The 16223-nt window shown below is 57.9% G+C and carries 16 protein-coding genes; 11 read left to right on the top strand and 5 right to left on the bottom strand.

The window, feature by feature from the left end; translation table 11 throughout:
* Window positions 1-185 (top strand): helical membrane plugin domain-containing protein (locus HIJ39_RS10275; RefSeq protein ID WP_169099341.1); only part of this gene is annotated, 185 nt, incomplete at its 5' end.
* 62 nt (window positions 186-247) lie between these two features.
* Here the strand turns inward: HIJ39_RS10275 and HIJ39_RS10270 are convergent.
* Window positions 248-1918 (bottom strand): FAD-dependent oxidoreductase, encoded by a 1671-nt coding sequence (locus HIJ39_RS10270; RefSeq protein WP_169099339.1) that lies wholly within the window; start codon window positions 1916-1918, stop codon window positions 248-250.
* A 252-nt stretch (window positions 1919-2170) separates the two neighbouring features.
* Here HIJ39_RS10270 and HIJ39_RS10265 point away from each other — a divergent pair, with 252 nt between their 5' ends.
* From HIJ39_RS10265 to HIJ39_RS24905, 3 genes are all read left to right on the top strand, one after another.
* A complete protein-coding gene (locus tag HIJ39_RS10265) occupies window positions 2171-3193 on the top strand; it encodes a radical SAM protein (protein ID WP_169099337.1) in 1023 nt (340 codons plus the stop codon).
* 359 nt (window positions 3194-3552) lie between these two features.
* Complete coding sequence (locus tag HIJ39_RS10260) at window positions 3553-4098, top strand: TetR/AcrR family transcriptional regulator (RefSeq protein ID WP_169099335.1); 546 nt, start codon at window positions 3553-3555, stop codon at window positions 4096-4098.
* A 63-nt stretch (window positions 4099-4161) separates the two neighbouring features.
* On the top strand, window positions 4162-6207 hold the full coding sequence (locus HIJ39_RS24905; RefSeq protein ID WP_169099333.1) for a YhgE/Pip family protein: 2046 nt from the start codon (window positions 4162-4164) through the stop codon (window positions 6205-6207).
* Window positions 6208-6344: 137 nt separating this feature from the next.
* Here HIJ39_RS24905 and HIJ39_RS10250 read toward each other — a convergent pair whose 3' ends face one another.
* Window positions 6345-6731, bottom strand: coding sequence for a VOC family protein (locus tag HIJ39_RS10250; RefSeq protein WP_169099331.1), 387 nt, complete (start codon window positions 6729-6731; stop codon window positions 6345-6347).
* 338 nt (window positions 6732-7069) lie between these two features.
* On the opposite strand from HIJ39_RS10250, the gene rsgA reads away from it, so the two are divergent.
* The 7 genes from rsgA (at window position 7070) to HIJ39_RS10215 (ending at window position 12875) form a co-directional block, all read left to right on the top strand.
* Window positions 7070-8113, top strand: a complete 1044-nt coding sequence (gene rsgA / locus HIJ39_RS10245; protein WP_169099310.1) for a ribosome small subunit-dependent GTPase A — start codon at window positions 7070-7072, stop codon at window positions 8111-8113.
* 262 nt (window positions 8114-8375) lie between these two features.
* Entirely contained in the window at window positions 8376-8744 is a 369-nt protein-coding gene (locus HIJ39_RS10240) for a response regulator (protein ID WP_169099308.1), read from the top strand.
* Window positions 8744-10219, top strand: coding sequence for a flagellar assembly protein A (locus tag HIJ39_RS10235; protein WP_243239523.1), 1476 nt, complete (start codon window positions 8744-8746; stop codon window positions 10217-10219). Before HIJ39_RS10240 ends, HIJ39_RS10235 begins: the two co-directional genes overlap by 1 nt.
* A 1-nt stretch (window position 10220) precedes the next feature.
* Entirely contained in the window at window positions 10221-10547 is a 327-nt protein-coding gene (locus HIJ39_RS10230; protein WP_169099305.1) for a hypothetical protein, read from the top strand.
* Window positions 10544-10756, top strand: a complete 213-nt coding sequence (locus tag HIJ39_RS10225) for a hypothetical protein (protein WP_169099303.1) — start codon at window positions 10544-10546, stop codon at window positions 10754-10756. Before HIJ39_RS10230 ends, HIJ39_RS10225 begins: the two co-directional genes overlap by 4 nt.
* Before the next feature lie 50 nt (window positions 10757-10806).
* A complete protein-coding gene (locus tag HIJ39_RS10220; RefSeq protein WP_169099301.1) occupies window positions 10807-11448 on the top strand; it encodes a histidine kinase in 642 nt (213 codons plus the stop codon).
* The gene (locus HIJ39_RS10215; RefSeq protein ID WP_169099299.1) at window positions 11445-12875 is read left to right on the top strand and encodes an HD domain-containing phosphohydrolase; all 1431 of its coding nucleotides are present in this window, start codon (window positions 11445-11447) and stop codon (window positions 12873-12875) included. The genes HIJ39_RS10220 and HIJ39_RS10215 overlap by 4 nt, the downstream gene beginning before the upstream one ends.
* On the opposite strand, the gene HIJ39_RS10210 is transcribed toward HIJ39_RS10215, so the two are convergent.
* From HIJ39_RS10210 to HIJ39_RS10200, 3 genes are read right to left on the bottom strand one after another with little or no spacing between them, the layout of a single operon-like run.
* On the bottom strand, window positions 12872-13702 hold the full coding sequence (locus tag HIJ39_RS10210) for a carbohydrate ABC transporter permease (RefSeq protein WP_169099297.1): 831 nt from the start codon (window positions 13700-13702) through the stop codon (window positions 12872-12874). The genes HIJ39_RS10215 and HIJ39_RS10210 overlap by 4 nt on opposite strands.
* Window positions 13699-14649 (bottom strand): carbohydrate ABC transporter permease, encoded by a 951-nt coding sequence (locus HIJ39_RS10205; RefSeq protein ID WP_169099295.1) that lies wholly within the window; start codon window positions 14647-14649, stop codon window positions 13699-13701. Before HIJ39_RS10205 ends, HIJ39_RS10210 begins: the two co-directional genes overlap by 4 nt.
* Window positions 14642-15916, bottom strand: coding sequence for an ABC transporter substrate-binding protein (locus HIJ39_RS10200; protein WP_169099293.1), 1275 nt, complete (start codon window positions 15914-15916; stop codon window positions 14642-14644). Before HIJ39_RS10200 ends, HIJ39_RS10205 begins: the two co-directional genes overlap by 8 nt.
* Window positions 15917-16223: the final 307 nt, after the last annotated feature.

The raw sequence follows: 16223 nt of genomic DNA, 5'->3' as shown, positions 1-16223 counted from the left end.
TCGACTTAGGGATTCGGGCCACCCACGCGCTGTCGGACGTGACCGAAACGGTTCGCAACGACACGTCGCGGGTGACGTTGACCGGTCTCATGCGGAGTTTGAAGGACCCCGAAATCCAATATAGCGTGAAGCTCATGATGGGACTCTTGCGCCGCTTGCCGCAAATACTCGCGGAGGATAGATAAGCACTGGGAAAAAGATCACCGGCCGACAGATGTCCTGCGGCCGGTGGTTTAATTTCAGGCCATTAGACTGGCATGCGCGATTCCTCGGGATGGGTGAGACCCCATACGATGAATCCACCACTCAGGTTGAAAACGGCGGATCGGCCAGTCTGTCGCAGAATGCGAGCCGCAAGATAACTGCGGTGACCGCTGCGGCAATATACGACGACAGGACTGTCGTTCGGGACCTCATCCAGTCGCGATCGGAGGTCATTCAAGGGAATATTTTTGGCGCCGGCTATCATGCCACTCTCGCTGGTTTCGTGGGAATCGCGCACATCCAACAGGAAAGGTGGCCTGGCGCTGTTCAGCCATTCTTCTAAATGGCCGGCGCTGACGTTCTCCACCAGTTCCTGATAATGGTTGGCCGCAGCCATGCCAGCAATGATCACGGGATCCTTGGCAGCGCCGACAGGCGGAGCATATGCCAAGTCCAATTCGCCGAGGTCATCCACCGTCATGCGTGCGTGAATGGCGGTTGCAATGACGTCAATGCGCTTGTCAACGCCTTCTTCGCCCGCCGCCTGAGCGCCTAGAATACGGCCGCTGGCGGGATCGTACAAGAGTTTAATCAGCACATCGCGCGCACCGGGGTAATAGCCCGCGTGATGGCCGCGGATAGTGTGCAGCAACCGATAGGGGATGTGGTCTCTTTCAGCGACCTTTTCGGTGAGGCCAGTGACCCCGACGACGAAGGGTGCCAATCGGACAATGCCGGTGCCTAGGGCTCCGTTAAGGGTTGCGTTACCTCCGGCGGCATTGGTGCCGGCAACACGCCCCTCCTTGTTGGCTACTCCGGCCAGTGGCCACCACCGTGGGTTTCCAGTGACTAAGTCCCGCTTTTCCACCGCATCGCCTGCCGCGTAAACATCCGGATGGGATGTCTGCATGCGATGATTGACCTGAACCGCCCCCGTGGTTCCCAAGGCTAGGCCCATGGATCGGGCAAGCTGAAGTGACGGACGCACGCCCAGGCCCATAACCACCAAATCGGTCGTTAGGCTCGGCCCGGACGACAAGTCCACGATGGGATGACCGACGGCGCCACGAATACCCATGATGGTATTCGACAAGGCGAGCTGTATGCCCAGATCGGGCATGCGGCTCTCCAAGAATCCGGCAATATCGCTGTCAACGGGCGGCAAGACATGGGCCGCCTGATCCACCAGCGTGACTTCGAGGCCTCGATGACGGAGCACCTCAGCCATTTCCAATCCGATGAATCCGGCGCCAATTACGGCCGCATGGTGTATGGAGTTCTGATCGAGGTATTCCCTTAGACGCAGCGCGTCGGGTACCGTGCGCAGCAAAAACACATCGGGCCGATCCATGCCAGGCAGCTTGGGGACAATGGGTGTGGACCCCGGGGCCAGTATCAGCTGATCAAATGCCCAATGGGCCGCCTGGCCGGATTGCACGAATCGAAGACGTTTGGTCGTCAAATCAATGTCTGTGACCTCGGTGTTGACGTGTACTCGGATGCGGAATCGGTCCCAGAGGCTTTCGGGGGTTTCCAGCAAGAGTGCGTCGGGTGTGGCAATTTGGCGACCCACATAGTAGGGCAACCCGCAATTGGCATAGGACACGTACGGCCCTTTTTCGAAGATGGTAATATCGGCGTTCTCGTTGAGCCGTCTTGCCCGGGTGGCCGCGCTGGCACCGCCGGCAACGCCCCCGATGATCGCAATGCGCATGGTTGCCTATCCTCCTAAAAATTTCATAAGGATAACATACACCCGGGGGTATGTTGGATATCAGGACCGAACGGCTCATTGTGAGGGGTCCGGTTGGTCCTATCACGGCGTCGGGGAGAATGCAGCGAAGGCGAAAGCCGCGAAGATAGCAGTTGTGTCCGAATGGCCCTTCAGTTCAGGAACAAAGAGCCCTTTTGGCGATTGAAATGATTCGCTACGGTAAAAAAGAGCATAAAGGAAGGGTGTGGGGGCGTGGTTTCGTATTTCGATACACCGCATGTGCTGACGTGGGAGGTGACTCGTGCCTGCCAGCTGCATTGCCGCCACTGCCGGGCGCGGGCTATTCCACACCGCGATGAGGGTGAACTGTCCTTGCAGGAAATGATCCCCGTGTTGGACGATTTGGCGGAAAACTTTTCCCGGCCGCCGATTCTTGTTTTGACGGGCGGCGACCCGCTGGAGCGGCCTGACTTGGATGACATCATTAAGGAGGCGGTGCGCCGACGCATCATTACGGCCATAGCCCCGAGCGTCACCCCCAAGCTCACCGACGAGGTGGTGGCGCGTTGGAAGTCGCTGGGGGTCCATTCCGTTTCGTTAAGTCTAGACGGGGTGGATGCGGTCACTCATGATAAATTTCGCGGCGTTCGGGGAACCTTCGATCGGACCTTAGAATTGGCCGACACTATCGTTCGGGAAGGGCTGGCTTTGCAAATCAACACCTCCATCAGCCAGCAAACTGTCCATCAAGTGTCCGCTATGGCTAGTTTGGTGCGGTTTTTACGGGTAACCAGTTGGGAGCTGTTTTTCGTCATTCCGACCGGTCGCGCCCGAATCATGGATGCGCTCTCGGCGGATCAAACTGAACGCGTGCTTCAATGGCTGGTCGAGTTTGCTCCTAAAGAATCCTTCCGCATCACAACGGTGGGGGCGCCGCAATGGTCTCGCGTGCTACACCAGCGAAACCCGGCAAGCCCGATTCGGACTGTGGCCCGGGAAGCGCGCGGATTTGCCTTCATCAACCATCGTGGTGAAGTGTTTCCGAGTGGCTATCTGCCGGTATCGGCGGGCAATGTTCGTCAAACCCCTTTTTCTGAACTTTATCGGCGGTCGGAGCTATTTCAGATGCTACGCGATCCGAATCGTTTTGAAGGCGCATGTAGCGCCTGCGATTACCGGGATTCCTGCGGTGGATCGCGCGCGAGGGCTTATGCGGTCACCGGAAATTTGGCAGCGAGCGATCCCGGGTGTCCCTGGGCGGCGGTTGAAGGGTAAGGTCGATTCGAAGTCATCGACAGCGAATTCCGAGAACTCGATTGGCTTCGTGGTAAGGCCAATCGTTTGCGAAGCGCTATGGAGGGCGAGTACCCGTCCGCGCACGCATGCGCCGGTCTTACCATCCGTCTCGTCACCGGTGGGCAGGATGGGTTAAGGCGCCAACCGACACGAAGACCTTGTGGGACATTGCCCACGGCATCGCATTTCAGGCTAAAAGCTTTGGCGTTTTTGAGCGTCGGGTGCACATCCTTTCGTATCCGCTCAACTGGGGCGTGGTCGCTCATTCATATTTCGGTCGCGGTAGAATAGGGGTATGAAAATCTAGTAACTATGGATTCGGCCACGAGGGGGGACACATGGCAGCGCCAAAACCCAATACCCGACATGAGATTATGGAAGCGGCCCTTAAGGAGTTTGCGGAATCTGGGTATGACCGTACCACCATGGACGCCATCGCCATTCGTGCTCAGGTGGCCAAGGGCTCCCTATATTATCATTTTCCGTCAAAAGAAGCGCTGTTTCGAGCCTTGTTCCAAGAGCGCGCCGAGCGTCTGGCGACCCTCACGGAGGCGTCCGTGAGCGCCAATCAGTGGAAGGGGGCTATGCAAGCATGGTCCGATTTCTTTTGGCGGGAAAAGGCATTCTTGGAGCTATTTTTAAGCGAGGCTTGGCGCAATCAAGAGCGGGAGCTTCTTGTACGGCAATTTCTGCAGCGCATTATTGAACCATTGGTCCCTGTGTTCGAAAGGGGAAGCCATGATAGCGAGATGATGGCGTATGCGCTGTTCGGGGCGATTGCAGTTCCCGCGTTGCATCTTCTCAAGCAGCCGCAGCCGGAACGCCACCGGCTCGACGATCTGGTTGCCCGGTTAGCGGATTGGATTTCGGCCCAAACGCGCTAGTTTTTTTCTTTCATCTAAGTTATACTGACTAGTCAGTATAACCATGGAAAGAAGATGGACATCGTGAACTTATTTCGAACCTCGCGCGGACGCCTCAGCGTGATGGCCATTGCCGTCGTTCCGCTGCTTTATAGCGTGGCATACCTCGGGGCGTTCTGGAACCCTTATGGGCACCTTAATCGGGTTCCCGTAGCGGTTGTTAATCATGATGCGGGAAGCGAAGGGCGTGCGCTGGTCGCTAAACTCCAAAAGGACTTGGACGTGCGGACGGAAACGGCCAGCAGCGCTCAAAGAGCGCTCAAAAACGGGCGTGTGGGGATGACGATTATCATTCCCGCCGCCTATACGAAGGGACTTGATCATCAGCAGTCGGTGTCCCTGACATTTCGAACCAATCCAGCCACGAACTATCTGACCAGCATCCTGATGCAGCATGAGGCGACGGCTGTGGCCAACACCTTGGCTGATTCGGTCCGAGCTCAGACGTTGACGGGGGTGGCTGGCGGGTTAGGGAAGGCAGCGCACGCGGCCGCGGCGGTAGCGGCCGGGACCGCCCATGCATCCCAGGGCATGGCGCGCATCCAAGGAGCGGAGACGTCGCTGGGGACCAATGCCCATAGATTAGCCTCAGACCAGAGGGCGTTGGCGCACGCACTCCTGACATGGCAGCAGGGCGCAACGCGCGTCAATCAGGGAATTCAATCCCTCAGTGCGGGGTCTGATCAGGCCGTTCGCGGAGCCTCGGATTTGGGGAACGCCGCTAAGACGCTATCCGAGGGCGCGAAGCGATTATCTGTATCGGCTGCGACCTTATCCTCCAAGGGAGTGAGTTTGGGATCCGGCGCCACGACGCTCGCAGGCAAGATGGCGGCGTTGGGTCAATCGTCGACTTCCTTGGCAGCGGCTGCGCAACACAGCGCTGCGCTGACCGAAGAAATATCGCAACTGGTAGCGGCCGAGAAGGCGAATCCTTCGTCGGCCACCTTGAATGAGATTCAGGCGCTGTTGGCGCAACAAGAGGCATTGAACGGAAGCGTGGCCCAAGGTACGGCGGCCATGGGGCGGAACCTCAATGCGGTGGCCGCCGGCTCTAATGCCTGGGCACAGGGGGCGGGCCAGTGGTCAGAGGCGGTGGGCCAATGGGCTAAGGCAACCAGTGCCCTGGCCTCGGGCCCAGCGCAATGGGCCTATCAGGTCACGTCTTGGCAAGAGGGCATGCAAAAAATTGGCCATGGGACGCAGTCTATTACTGGGGCTATGGTTCCATTAGTGCAGGGCGCCGCTACCTTGGTTCAAAAGGACTCTTCCTTAAGCCACGGGATGATTCGCTGGTCTCAGGGAGCGACCCATGCCGAGTCCGGGATTCGCCACATAACACAAGGACTGGATGCCTTGGAGGAGGGAACCGCCAACCTGGCAGCATCCCTGCCAACGTTTGAACCGGCCGTTCAAGACAGCGCCCACCCGGTGAGCGCTTACGTGGCAACAGGTTCCGAAAATTATGGGACAGGCATGGCCCCGTATTTTCTTGGGCTCTCTCTTTGGGTCGGCGCGGTGGTGGCAACCGTTTTAGTGCCGGGCGGCCGATATGACAAACGACGCCTCGGGTCACGGAGTTGGCAGAGTTTAGCGGTAGCCGGTCTTCAGATAGCCTTTCTGGGCATTGGAACCACGCTGGTTTTGCCAATGCATCCGATGCATGCCTTGGCCTACGGGCTTAGCCTGATAGGGATTGGCGCGGTATGGTGGGCTTGCCTTCGCTTGCTGGTGGAGAAGTTTGGCGACGCTGGTCGGGTTCTCGGCATTGTCCTATTGGTTGTGCAATTAGCGGGTGCGGGTGGCACCTATCCTGTCGTCCTGTCCCCCGGCTTCTTTCAAGCCATCCATCCGTACCTTCCCATGACCTGGGCTGTTCATGTGCTCCGATGGGCGCTCTCCAACGGATACCCCAATCGGGTCTTGGGGGATGCCGAACGGCTGCTGGCTCTGGGCATTGGTGCGATTGTCTTAACACGCTGGTGGCCTGCTCAATGGCTCTTCGAAGCCCCCGTGCTTACCGACCAAGAATCCACGGCGGTGGAAGACGGCCGGCCGAATGAGATTGCCTGAGACGCATCCACTCGCAACAGCCCTCATCGGGCTTCGGCGTGATGTGCTCGCTGACGCGACGCAGCGGGGGGGAATCTCCTCCCACTGACGCGTCAGCACTCTTTAACTTTTCTCATGCTAACTCCGGTGGTTTTCCGTCATTCTTGGGTTGGGGGTAGACTGGTTGGGCCGATTTCCCCGAGTTCGATGCGGTTGCCATCCGGATCCAAGAGCACCGCAATCGTACCCCACGAAAACCTCTTGCAGCGTTCGCGAAAGACGGCGCCTCGGGACTCCAATCTCGTGACGGCCGATGGGAGATCCGCAACATCCCACCGCAACACGGTCGGGTTCTGCTCCGGGGATTTTTCTGTGGCCGTGGCCACACCGCCACGCTCAACCAAGAGATAGGTCCGTTCATTGATCCGAAACCCGGTCAGGGAGTCAGTTCGTCGATAGGCCACAAGTCCCAGGACCTGCTCATAAAAAGCCACGCAGGCCTCATATCGTTCGGTAAATAAGTTGATCCCGAAAATTCCCTCCACCTATCCGATCCTCCTTTCGGTCATGAATCCAGCCTAATCGGGCACGACGTCCTTGTCGTCCGACCAAAGTCGTAGGCTGGATGAGGTTGATGCTTGGCGCAACAGTGGGTATGATGAGACAAACGGGCTCCCAAGGGCGCCGATGGAGGTGAGGACCATGGCAACTGTCAATTTTGTCATGCGCCGGATGGCCTCGCCCTTGGCTTCCGGAGCGGCATAGCGCCCACTCCTTGTCATGCGATCCGAGGCCATTCCTCGGATTTTTTCTTTAATGACAAGGAGGCATTACCACGAAAGAGATATATGACCGTTTCAAGGCCTGGGGATTTTCCGACACGGTGAGCGCCACATGGCGTGACTTGGGGGGCTTTGGCGCCATCGGCCGGATTGTGGTAGACCTGGGAGCAATGTTTCGGGTTGTAGTTTTGGAGATAGATGGGACTGTCGTCCAAGAACTTGCCCGGCCCAGCGGCAAATTCCGCCATCAGATCAAAGATGGCGAGCAATGGCCGCATATTGGCGATTTTGTGGTGCTGGACGGACCGCCCGGTCAGCGCCGTATCGAAGCGGTGCTTCCCCGCCGCACGGCCTTAGTCCGCAAAAACCCGGGCGAGGCAATTGAAGCCCAAGTGTTGGCCGCTAACATCGACACGGTTTTCATTATGGTGAGCCTCGCCCAGCCTCCCAATGCGGCACGGTTGGAACGAAGCCTGGCATTGGTTTGGGATAGTGGTGCCGCACCGGTCATCGTTCTGACGAAACAGGATGTTTGTTCCCATCTCGATGCATATGTCCGAGCAGCGGAAGAGACAGCCTTGGGGGTGCCAGTTCTAGCAGTGAGCGCTGTGACCGGGGATGGCATCGAGTCGTTAGGCGCGTGGCTGATGCCGGCACAGACCGTGGCGCTGATGGGACCTTCAGGGGTGGGCAAGTCGACCCTCTTAAACTACTGGCTTGGAGATGATGCGCAACGGGTGATGGCCGTCCGCACAGGCGATCATCGCGGGCGGCATACCACCACCCACCGGGAACTGTTCCGGCTGCCCAACGGAGCGTTGGTCATGGATATTCCGGGCATCCGCGAGGTGGGACTGTGGGCCGGCAGCGCCCACACGGTGTTCGGTGACGTGGAGCAGCTGGCTGAGGATTGCCGTTTTACCGATTGCCGCCATCAGGGAGAACCAGGGTGCGCAGTGGCCCAGGCGATTCATGAGGGACGTCTCGATGCTGAACGGTTAACACAATACCAAAAGCTAGAGCGCGAGCATCAATTCATCGAGCGCAAACGGTCGCAACGCGCTCAAAGTGAGGCGCGGCAACTGTGGAAACGGCGCAGCCAAGAGGCCAAAGCACAGCGTATGGAAAAGCGCCAACGCCAATAGAACCACGGCGGGGCTGTCTCAAAAGGCCTTTGCCCTAAGGGCTCCCACTTGATTCCCGAAAAAAGCGAGGAAGATGCCCCGCTTCTTCCTCCACTAACCGGGGTAAAATAGGCGCATTTGAGGGACGGCATCACTGCCGAGGTACCGTTTGAGGCAGCCCCGTTCGTAACGAGGTTAGGAAAAAATCTCCTCTCTGAAAAAAGGACTTCCTCGGGTTACGACGAAATTCGACGACATACGACAAACTGTGAGGAGTTGGACCATGGTCCGGACACTCATCGTCGACGACACCCTAGAAACCCGGATGGTGCTCCAAAAGCTGGTGGAAGCGGCAGGTGGCCGCGTAATCGGCGCTGTCGCGTCAGGCGAGGAAGCCCTGAGATGGCTCGCCCAAAACGCTGTGCATCTTGTATTAACCGATTATCAGATGCCGGGCCTGCTTGGCGATGAGCTGGCGTCGGCTATTAAAGAGAAATGGCCCCAAACCGTGGTCGCGATGATTACGGTACTGGACAATGAAAGACTTCGCCATGCGCCCGGCATTGGATGGATTATGTCGAAACCGGTGACGTTGAAAACAATGGAACAACTCCTGCGCGCCGTCAAACCGGTAGGAGCCATTCGCTCGTGATGGAGCGTTGGTTTTGGCGCCGTTGGCAAAAGCCACGACGGCTGCCAATGGTCATTCCTGATCCGCTTCCTCTGACGCCCATTACCAAGTCCGAGAATATGGCGCCATCCCCAACGCCATCGCCGGCCGACAAAGAGGGCAGCGTGTGGCTAGATGGTGCTGGACGGGTTCACGTGACGAATCCCCAGGGAGAGCACGGTCGCTTTGCCGTGTTGTCGGCCGCCGATGCCGATCAGGTGACGGTGCTGGTCAATGGCCGGTCGGTCGTGGGAGAGCGCGTCGTGGAAGAAAGCGACCATATTGTTGTTCGTGCCCATATGCGGGCACCCAGCGCGCAGGTCCGCGTTGAGGTTTCCGAAAACGAAATGCTGGCCACTCTTCATGTTGCGTATCAGCGTGGGGAGCGGCGGGTGCTGCAGCCAACAGTCCCGGGCCCTCGATTGGTATTGACAACCGTCAGCTTTCCCATCGATCCGCCTCGCGTCACAGTGGCCCAAGTCCGTACTGAGTTGTTGCGGGCGGGTGTTATCTCGGGAACGGTGGCCACCCGTGAGCTTCAGACATTTCTTGACAGGGGTGAGTCGGGAAGTCTCGTGATCGCGCGGGGAACGGATCCCCATCCGGGTGCTGGCAGTGTGGAATGGATTGATGACAAGCGCTTGGACGGCAGTTGGATGGTCGAGACCGGGGCTATATTGGCTCATCGACGGCCCCACCCCGCGCGGCCGGGCACTACGGTCACCGGGAAGACGGTGGCGGCACCGGCCATCGCCCCCGGGCGCCAAATGCGCCTTGGCCCGGGCGTGGCGCTGATGACACATGGCACTAAATTGGTGGCCGCGCGGTCAGGCTACGTGATTGCCCAGGACGGCATTGTGGACGTGGTTGACGCTATGGTCATTCCTGAAGTGACGTCCGCTCCGGATCCTTTAGTATTAGATGGCGATGTGACGGTCGAGGGACACATTTCCCGCCGACTGGTCATTGTGACCGGAAATTTGGTGATTAAGGGAGGAATCCGCGAAGCCGAGGTTGTGGTCGGGGGCAATGTGGAGGTTAAGGGGACGGTGAGCGATGCCGCCGTCTTTCTTGGATATGGGCGCTACGTGCAAAAGCGGGCAGAGCAGCATGTGGGCCGCATTATCGACGGGCTCTACGATCTCGAGGTGACGGCCGAAGAGCTCCTCAAAGGCGGTGGCCGATCCCGCTTTCCATTGTTGTTGCAACAGGTGATTGCCACAAAATTTACCGACATTCTGGAGTCCTTGGATTGGTTCAAGGGCGCCCTTACCTGGCCGCATTTAAACTGGTCGGATGCGTTGGTGCGCAGCATACAGGAGTTGAAGGATCGCCTCGATCAAGGACAGATTGACTCCATGGCAGAACTTGTGGCGCTCCGTACGCAACTGGAATACCTGGAGATGGATCGGGCTGTAGAGGCGCGGCCAATGGGACATCGTCCCATGCCGTGCTGATGTGCGCCGAAGCCACATCGACGGCATGGGTGATTTAACCGTCCAGAGTCTCCTCGCCAGTCACGTCTGCTCGGAGCGTTTGAGGATTCTCGATACAGCGGTCGGCGGATTCATCAGCGCGCAATTCCAACTGGCCGCCCGGCAGTTGGGCAACAATCTAGCCACGGAAACCAGCGTGGAGGTCAGCTCTCCGGAAGGAAGCCTGGAAGCCGGGTGCGCTTACCCTGGCGTGGCGCTGGCGGTGGGCGGAGAACGGATAATCGTTGACGTCCTTCAGAGGCCCATGGCAATGGGGGGACATCCGGCGAAAGGGGGTGAGGACACGTGAAGCGGATTCTGATTGGGCTTCTAAGCGTTGCCGCCCTGTTGGCAGCGTCAGCGCCCAGCTATGCAGACGCCGTGACATCCAGCGGGCCCGGAAAGCCGGTTTACGCGGTTTCCAACACGGGCAGCAGCGCTGGTCAGGCTAACCGGTCGACAACCGGTACGGCAATGAAGACCACCAATGACCGCGTGGAGTTCATTTGGGACTTTTAATTCATCGGCGACCGGGAGAGGTTCTCCCGGTCCCTTTTGGAGGGAATCACGTGGACGCAGTGGACCAACGGCTGGTGGACATCTTGGAGGAGGAACGGCGGCGGTTTGCACGCGATCTGCATGATGGTCCGGTTCAGGTGTTGTCCAATACCAGCATGCGGCTTGAATTGTTGGGGCGCATATTTGAAGCCGATCGAGCGTTGGCCCTTCAGGAAATGGAACGCATTCGCCGGCGATTGGCCCAAGCCGTAGTAGAAATCCGGCAACTTATCTACGATTTGCAACCTGTCGCCCTCGATGCCATGGGATTCATCCCATCGTTGCATGCGCTGGCCCATCGTATCCAAACCGACTGGGGAACCGTGGTGTTAGTATCGGTCGATGGGACCAGGGAGATCTCCTTAGCCTCGTCGCAGGCGATTATGCTTTACCGTGCGGTGCAGGAAGCGGCCACTAATGCGGCCAAACATGCACGCGCTCAAACGATTCGGATCGTCTGCGTTCAAGAGCCTGACGATCTACGGGTGACCGTGATGGACGACGGCGTCGGGTTTGACGCCAAAATGGGATCCAAGCCCGGCCACTATGGGCTGCTTACCATGGCGGAGCGCATGAGGCTCATGGGTGGATCGGTCGACATTCAGTCCAAGCCTAATTTGGGAACGCGGATCGCTTTGGTGATGCCTCGATGAGGAGCCGACCCGAACGCCTCTATGCGCGTGGATTGGCCTTATACCATTCGGGGTGTTTGGAAGCGGCGGAGGAGGAATGGAGGGATGCGGCAGGGGATGCCACCCAAGAAGCCCTTCGTGCCGCCATACTGGATGGACTCGGTCGTCTGGCCGCCCATCGAGGTCGGCCACGTCAAGCCTTGCAATTTTTTCAACAGGCCGTAGCCTCAGGAGGAGGGCCAGGTGTGGCCATGCGGATGGCCATGGCTTTATCTCTGGTGGGCGAGCGGGACCGGGCCTTTCGCGAGGCGGACCGTCTGGTGCGGGTAGAGCGGACGACGCGTGGGGCCGAGCCGGTCCAGGGGGCGCTCTTCATTAATTTTGCGGGAATGCAGATTAACTTTGCCCTATATGAGCAGGCTCTTCAGTCCCTTAAGAAGGCGGCCCAGGTGGGCCGGCGCATGCCGACGCCATATCAGTACGCTCTGGAGGTCAATCGGGGATTGGCATTCATGGAGTTGAAGCGATGGCACGAAGCCGAGGAGGCTTTTCATCGGGCATTGGAGCAGAGCCAGGTCGGCACCATTGGGGCGCTCAATGGGCTTGCGCGACTGGCGGTATCGCAAAACCGTTGGGAGGACGTTCGTCGATTCGGAGAGAGGGCCTTTCAAAGAATGTGGCTATCGCTAAGAAGCTTCGACGTGGAAGAAATGGGGCATCTTTCTTCTGTGCTCGGCCAATGGGCGTTATCCCTTGAACTGAGCCGTCTCGCAGTGCGCTTTTTCGATATCGCACAAACGCTCTACGGACAGGCCGGTCAATGGGAACGATGGCGCAGCATCAACGCCTTAATAGCACAGGCGGAATCAGGGCCCAATCAGCCGCCGTCGGATGCTGATTATGAGCGGGAACTCACCCGCTTTCTCGTGCTGTTGGAAAGCACTTTGGCGCAAACTCTCGTCAAGGGCGATTTTTCTCGGCGCCTGGACGTGCGCCATTGGGCCGCGCAAGCGGTGGGACAGCGGCTGGGACTAGCAGACGAAGAATTGGCCGCCTTGACCCATGTGGCTCGACTAGAAGATTTGGGATTGGCCGCGGTTGGCGCCGACGATGAGCAGTCGCCCCTCTTCGATGTCCATCCCGACATGAGTGTTCGGCTGCTGGATCGTCTGGAGCTTGCGCCCTCAATTCTTGAAGCAATCCGTGGCCATCATGAACGCTGGGATGGCTACGGATTTCCTGACGGCTTAGCGGGTGAGGCCATTCCCCGGTTGGCTCGCATCATCGCCGTGGCCGATGCCTACGCGCGGATGACGGCCGGCCCCGAAGGGTCGCATCGCCAGGCGATTGCAATCTTGCTGCAGGAATCGGGCCGGGCATTGGATCCGGCGGTGGTTGAGACCTTCATATCAGTCTTTGCCACCGCCGCCCTTGAGGATACCGATTAACCCTTGACGCCGCCTGCCGTCAACCCCGCCTCAATCCGCCGCTGCAAGAACAACACCACCAAGGCAATGGGCACCGAAGCCACGACAACGCCCGCATCAATTTGGCCGTAGTGAATATAAAAGGCGTTGCGAAAGTTTACCAGGGCCAGCGGCACAGTGAACATGTTGGGGCTTTGGATGAAGGAGAGGGCGAAGAGCAGATCATTCCATGACAACAAAAAGCCTAAAATGGCGCCAGTGAAAATGCCTGGCAAGGCCAGGGGCACGAACACACGCCAAATGGTTTGGATAATCGAAGCGCCATCGACCATCGCAGCCTCCTCAATTTCCACGGGAATCTGAGCGAAGAAGGCGGTCAGAATCCACGTGGTGATGGGCAGCGAGAGAATAAGGTAGGGGAAAATCAAGCTTTGATAGGTGTCCAGCCAGCCGATATGGCGAAAAATGAGAAATAGCGGGCCAACCATACCAATCTGTGGAAAGAAAGACACCAGGAGTACAAAGCCCAGCACCGCCATCCGGCCTTTCACGGGAAGACGCGAGAGAGCATAGGCAGCCAGCGAACCCAGTACCACGGCAATGCAGGTGGTAATGCCAGCGACCACAATGCTGTTGATAAGCGGGCGGAGAAAGTTCTCTTCCGCAAAAAGGTCCCGATAGTGGGATAAGGTGATGCCAATGGGCCAAAAGGTGCTGGTTGGCTGACTGAGGCCAGCCGAAGACTCGAGGGACGACCGCAAAATCCAGAAAAACGGCAGAAGCGAATAGATGATGATAACCGCTACCAAGACCCCAAATCCAATCCGTCCCCAGCGTCGCGCCATCATGCCTGGAACCCTCCTCCTTGACGTAACAGCCGGACATAGAGAAACGCCAAGATCATGGCGATGATGGTGATGCCGACGGAGATGGCGGCCCCATACCCAAAGTTGAGGCTCGTCATGAACTGGTACCAGTTGTAATAGGACACGACCTCGGTGGAAACGCCAGGACCGCCGCCGGTCATCACAAAGATGGTGTCAAAAATGAGCAGGGCGCTCAATGTGCGAAAGACGAGTGCGACCAGGATGGTAGGCTTCATGAGCGGCAGCGTCACGCGCCAAAAACTTTGCCAACCAGTGGCCCCATCAATGCGGGCGCTCTCATAAAGCTCGGCTGGAATTCCTTGCAATCCGGCAAGCAGCAAAAGGGCCACGAAGGGCGTGTTTTTCCACATGTCGCTGAGAATGATGGGCAGCCACGCCCAAAAAGGGGAATTAAACCACACTTGGTGGCTGCCCGGCAGGTGCAGAACGCCCAGGAAAAAATCCACAAACCCAGTGCGTTGATCGAAGAACATCTTCCACAACATAGCCGAGACCGCGGTTGGGATGGCCCAAGGAATGAGGATGGACGCCCTCACTAAGGCGCGGGCGCGAAATTTTTGGTTAACCACTAAGGCTAGCACCATGCCTAGCATGAGTTCGATGGAAACGGAAATGGCGGTAAATAAAATCGTGCGGCCAAAGTCCCCCCAAAATTCGGTGTCGGTGAGCAGCAGATGGTAGTTAGCCAACCCTGTGAACCGATTGGCGAAGGGGTCGGTCAGCACTTCGTGGTGCAGGGACAGCCAAATATTGTAGACCAAAGGGTAAACCGAAACCAAGGCCAGCATGATGACGGCCGGCGCGATAAATATATACCCCACCCGTGCCCGGCGGGCGGTGTACGACGGGCGCCCGGGGCGCGGCCGAAAAGCCTGCCCCGGAACCCGTGTGGCCGGTCTACTAGCCATTGTTGGCGATGATGGATTCAGCCTTCTTCTGCGCTTGGTCCAGAGCTGCCTTGGGCGAGGCTTGGCCGGAGTAGACTTCCGAGAGCGCCGTTTGAATGGCTGAGGAGATTTGTGGATAGAGTGGGGTCACGGGACGCGGAACCGCGTATTTGTACACCTGCTCCTCCTGAGCAAACCAGGGCGCCTTTTTAATTAGCGAACTGGTATAGGCGTCAGTCCGCGCCGGCGGGTCGCCCGAAATGAGTGCCCGCTGTGTCATGGTGCTGGCTGAGGTCAGATATTGGACCAACTCTTCCGCTTGCTTGGGGTACTTGGTGTTTTTGTTGATAACCAAGACATCCCCGCCTAACGAGGCGGTTACGTGCCCGCCCGCGGTAACGGGCGGCGGTGCGAATCCGACTTTGCCTTTAACGGCCGATCCGCTGGCCTCTGCCAATGGGTACAAATAAGGCCAATTGGTGGCAAAGAGAGCATCGCCGGACAAAAAGGCCTGTTGAACCTGGCCTTCCTCCCACCCGGTCACGGCAGTAGGCGAGATGCCCTTTTTGATGAGCCCATCCAGCCAGGTGAGCGCCTTGATGTTCGCCGGGGAGTTGATGACCGGCTTCCCATGGGCGTTCAAAAAGGCTCCACCGTAACCTCCCGACACGTCTTGGAACACGGTAACAGCGCCCTCATACTTATCACCCTCGAAGGCGAGGCCATACATCTTCGGATCCTTCTTTTGCACGGCTTGGGCATCTGCCACAAGTTGCGAGAAGGTCTTGGGCGGCGTTTTCACTAAGTCGGTGCGATAGTAGATGCCTTCAACGTTGATAAACCAGGGGATGGCATAAAGTTTGCCCTTATATTCGCCTGCCTTGACCATCCCCTGGAAGAAGTTGCTCAACTGGAATTGGGATGGGTTCAGCGGCTTAATCCAATTGGCAGCGGCGAACGCGGCCGGCCAAATTACGTCAGCGGTAATGACGTCCGGCGTGGCAGATCCCGAGGTCAGGTCGGTTACCAAGCTTTGATAGGCGTCGTTGGAGTTCGCCGACAAGGTTTCAATCTTGACTTTGATGTGAGGATGAAGCTTCTCGAAGCCTTTAATCGCGGTTTGGGTGGCTTGCAATTCGGTTCCAAGCCCTTGATTTGCAAAAACCAGTGTCACGTTGGAAGATCCCGAAGCCGAGTTCGAGGATGGGGACGAACCGCAAGCGCTTAACACGCCTGTCAACAAGGCCACCGACGATAATGCCGCCAGTGTGCGATGCCGAACAATCATGTCGACAACCTCCTGTCTCTAAGCTCAAGCCATCTTAGGCCTAGGTGAAATGGTTTTAAATGCCGTCCGAAGAAGAAGCCTCCACGAGGGACCCGCAATCGGCCTCCTTTCCCGTAACAAATATTCGAAAGAAGATTGGAACTTCAACCCAATTATTACCACAAACTGTTCCTGTCGCATAGAGGCGTAGGCTGTCAGGTGGATGATTCAAGATGGGTGAGAACCACGGGGAATTTCTGGCCGGCAATGGGAACTTGGCGACCAAGCAAAGAAAAGACGCGGCGGGACGTCCCGCCGCGTTCTGATA

Origin of the sequence: Sulfobacillus harzensis, from assembly GCF_012933365.1 — a bacterium.
Classification (GTDB): domain Bacteria; phylum Bacillota; class Sulfobacillia; order Sulfobacillales; family Sulfobacillaceae; genus Sulfobacillus_B; species Sulfobacillus_B harzensis.
Note: the sequence above shows the minus strand (reverse complement) of the source record. Positions and strands in the feature narration are given on the sequence as shown.

Bases quoted from the DNA above. Each gene is read 5' to 3' on its own strand.
- HIJ39_RS10270 (WP_169099339.1), bottom strand. From the start codon at position 1,918: ATGCGCATTGCGATCATCGGGGGCGTTGCCGGCGGTGCCAGCGCGGCC.
- HIJ39_RS10260 (WP_169099335.1), top strand. From the start codon at position 3,553: ATGGCAGCGCCAAAACCCAATACCCGACATGAGATTATGGAAGCGGCC.
- HIJ39_RS10240 (WP_169099308.1), top strand. From the start codon at position 8,376: ATGGTCCGGACACTCATCGTCGACGACACCCTAGAAACCCGGATGGTG.
- HIJ39_RS10235 (WP_243239523.1), top strand. From the start codon at position 8,744: ATGGAGCGTTGGTTTTGGCGCCGTTGGCAAAAGCCACGACGGCTGCCA.
- HIJ39_RS10215 (WP_169099299.1), top strand. From the start codon at position 11,445: ATGAGGAGCCGACCCGAACGCCTCTATGCGCGTGGATTGGCCTTATAC.
- HIJ39_RS10210 (WP_169099297.1), bottom strand. From the start codon at position 13,702: ATGATGGCGCGACGCTGGGGACGGATTGGATTTGGGGTCTTGGTAGCG.
- HIJ39_RS10205 (WP_169099295.1), bottom strand. From the start codon at position 14,649: ATGGCTAGTAGACCGGCCACACGGGTTCCGGGGCAGGCTTTTCGGCCG.
- HIJ39_RS10200 (WP_169099293.1), bottom strand. From the start codon at position 15,916: ATGATTGTTCGGCATCGCACACTGGCGGCATTATCGTCGGTGGCCTTG.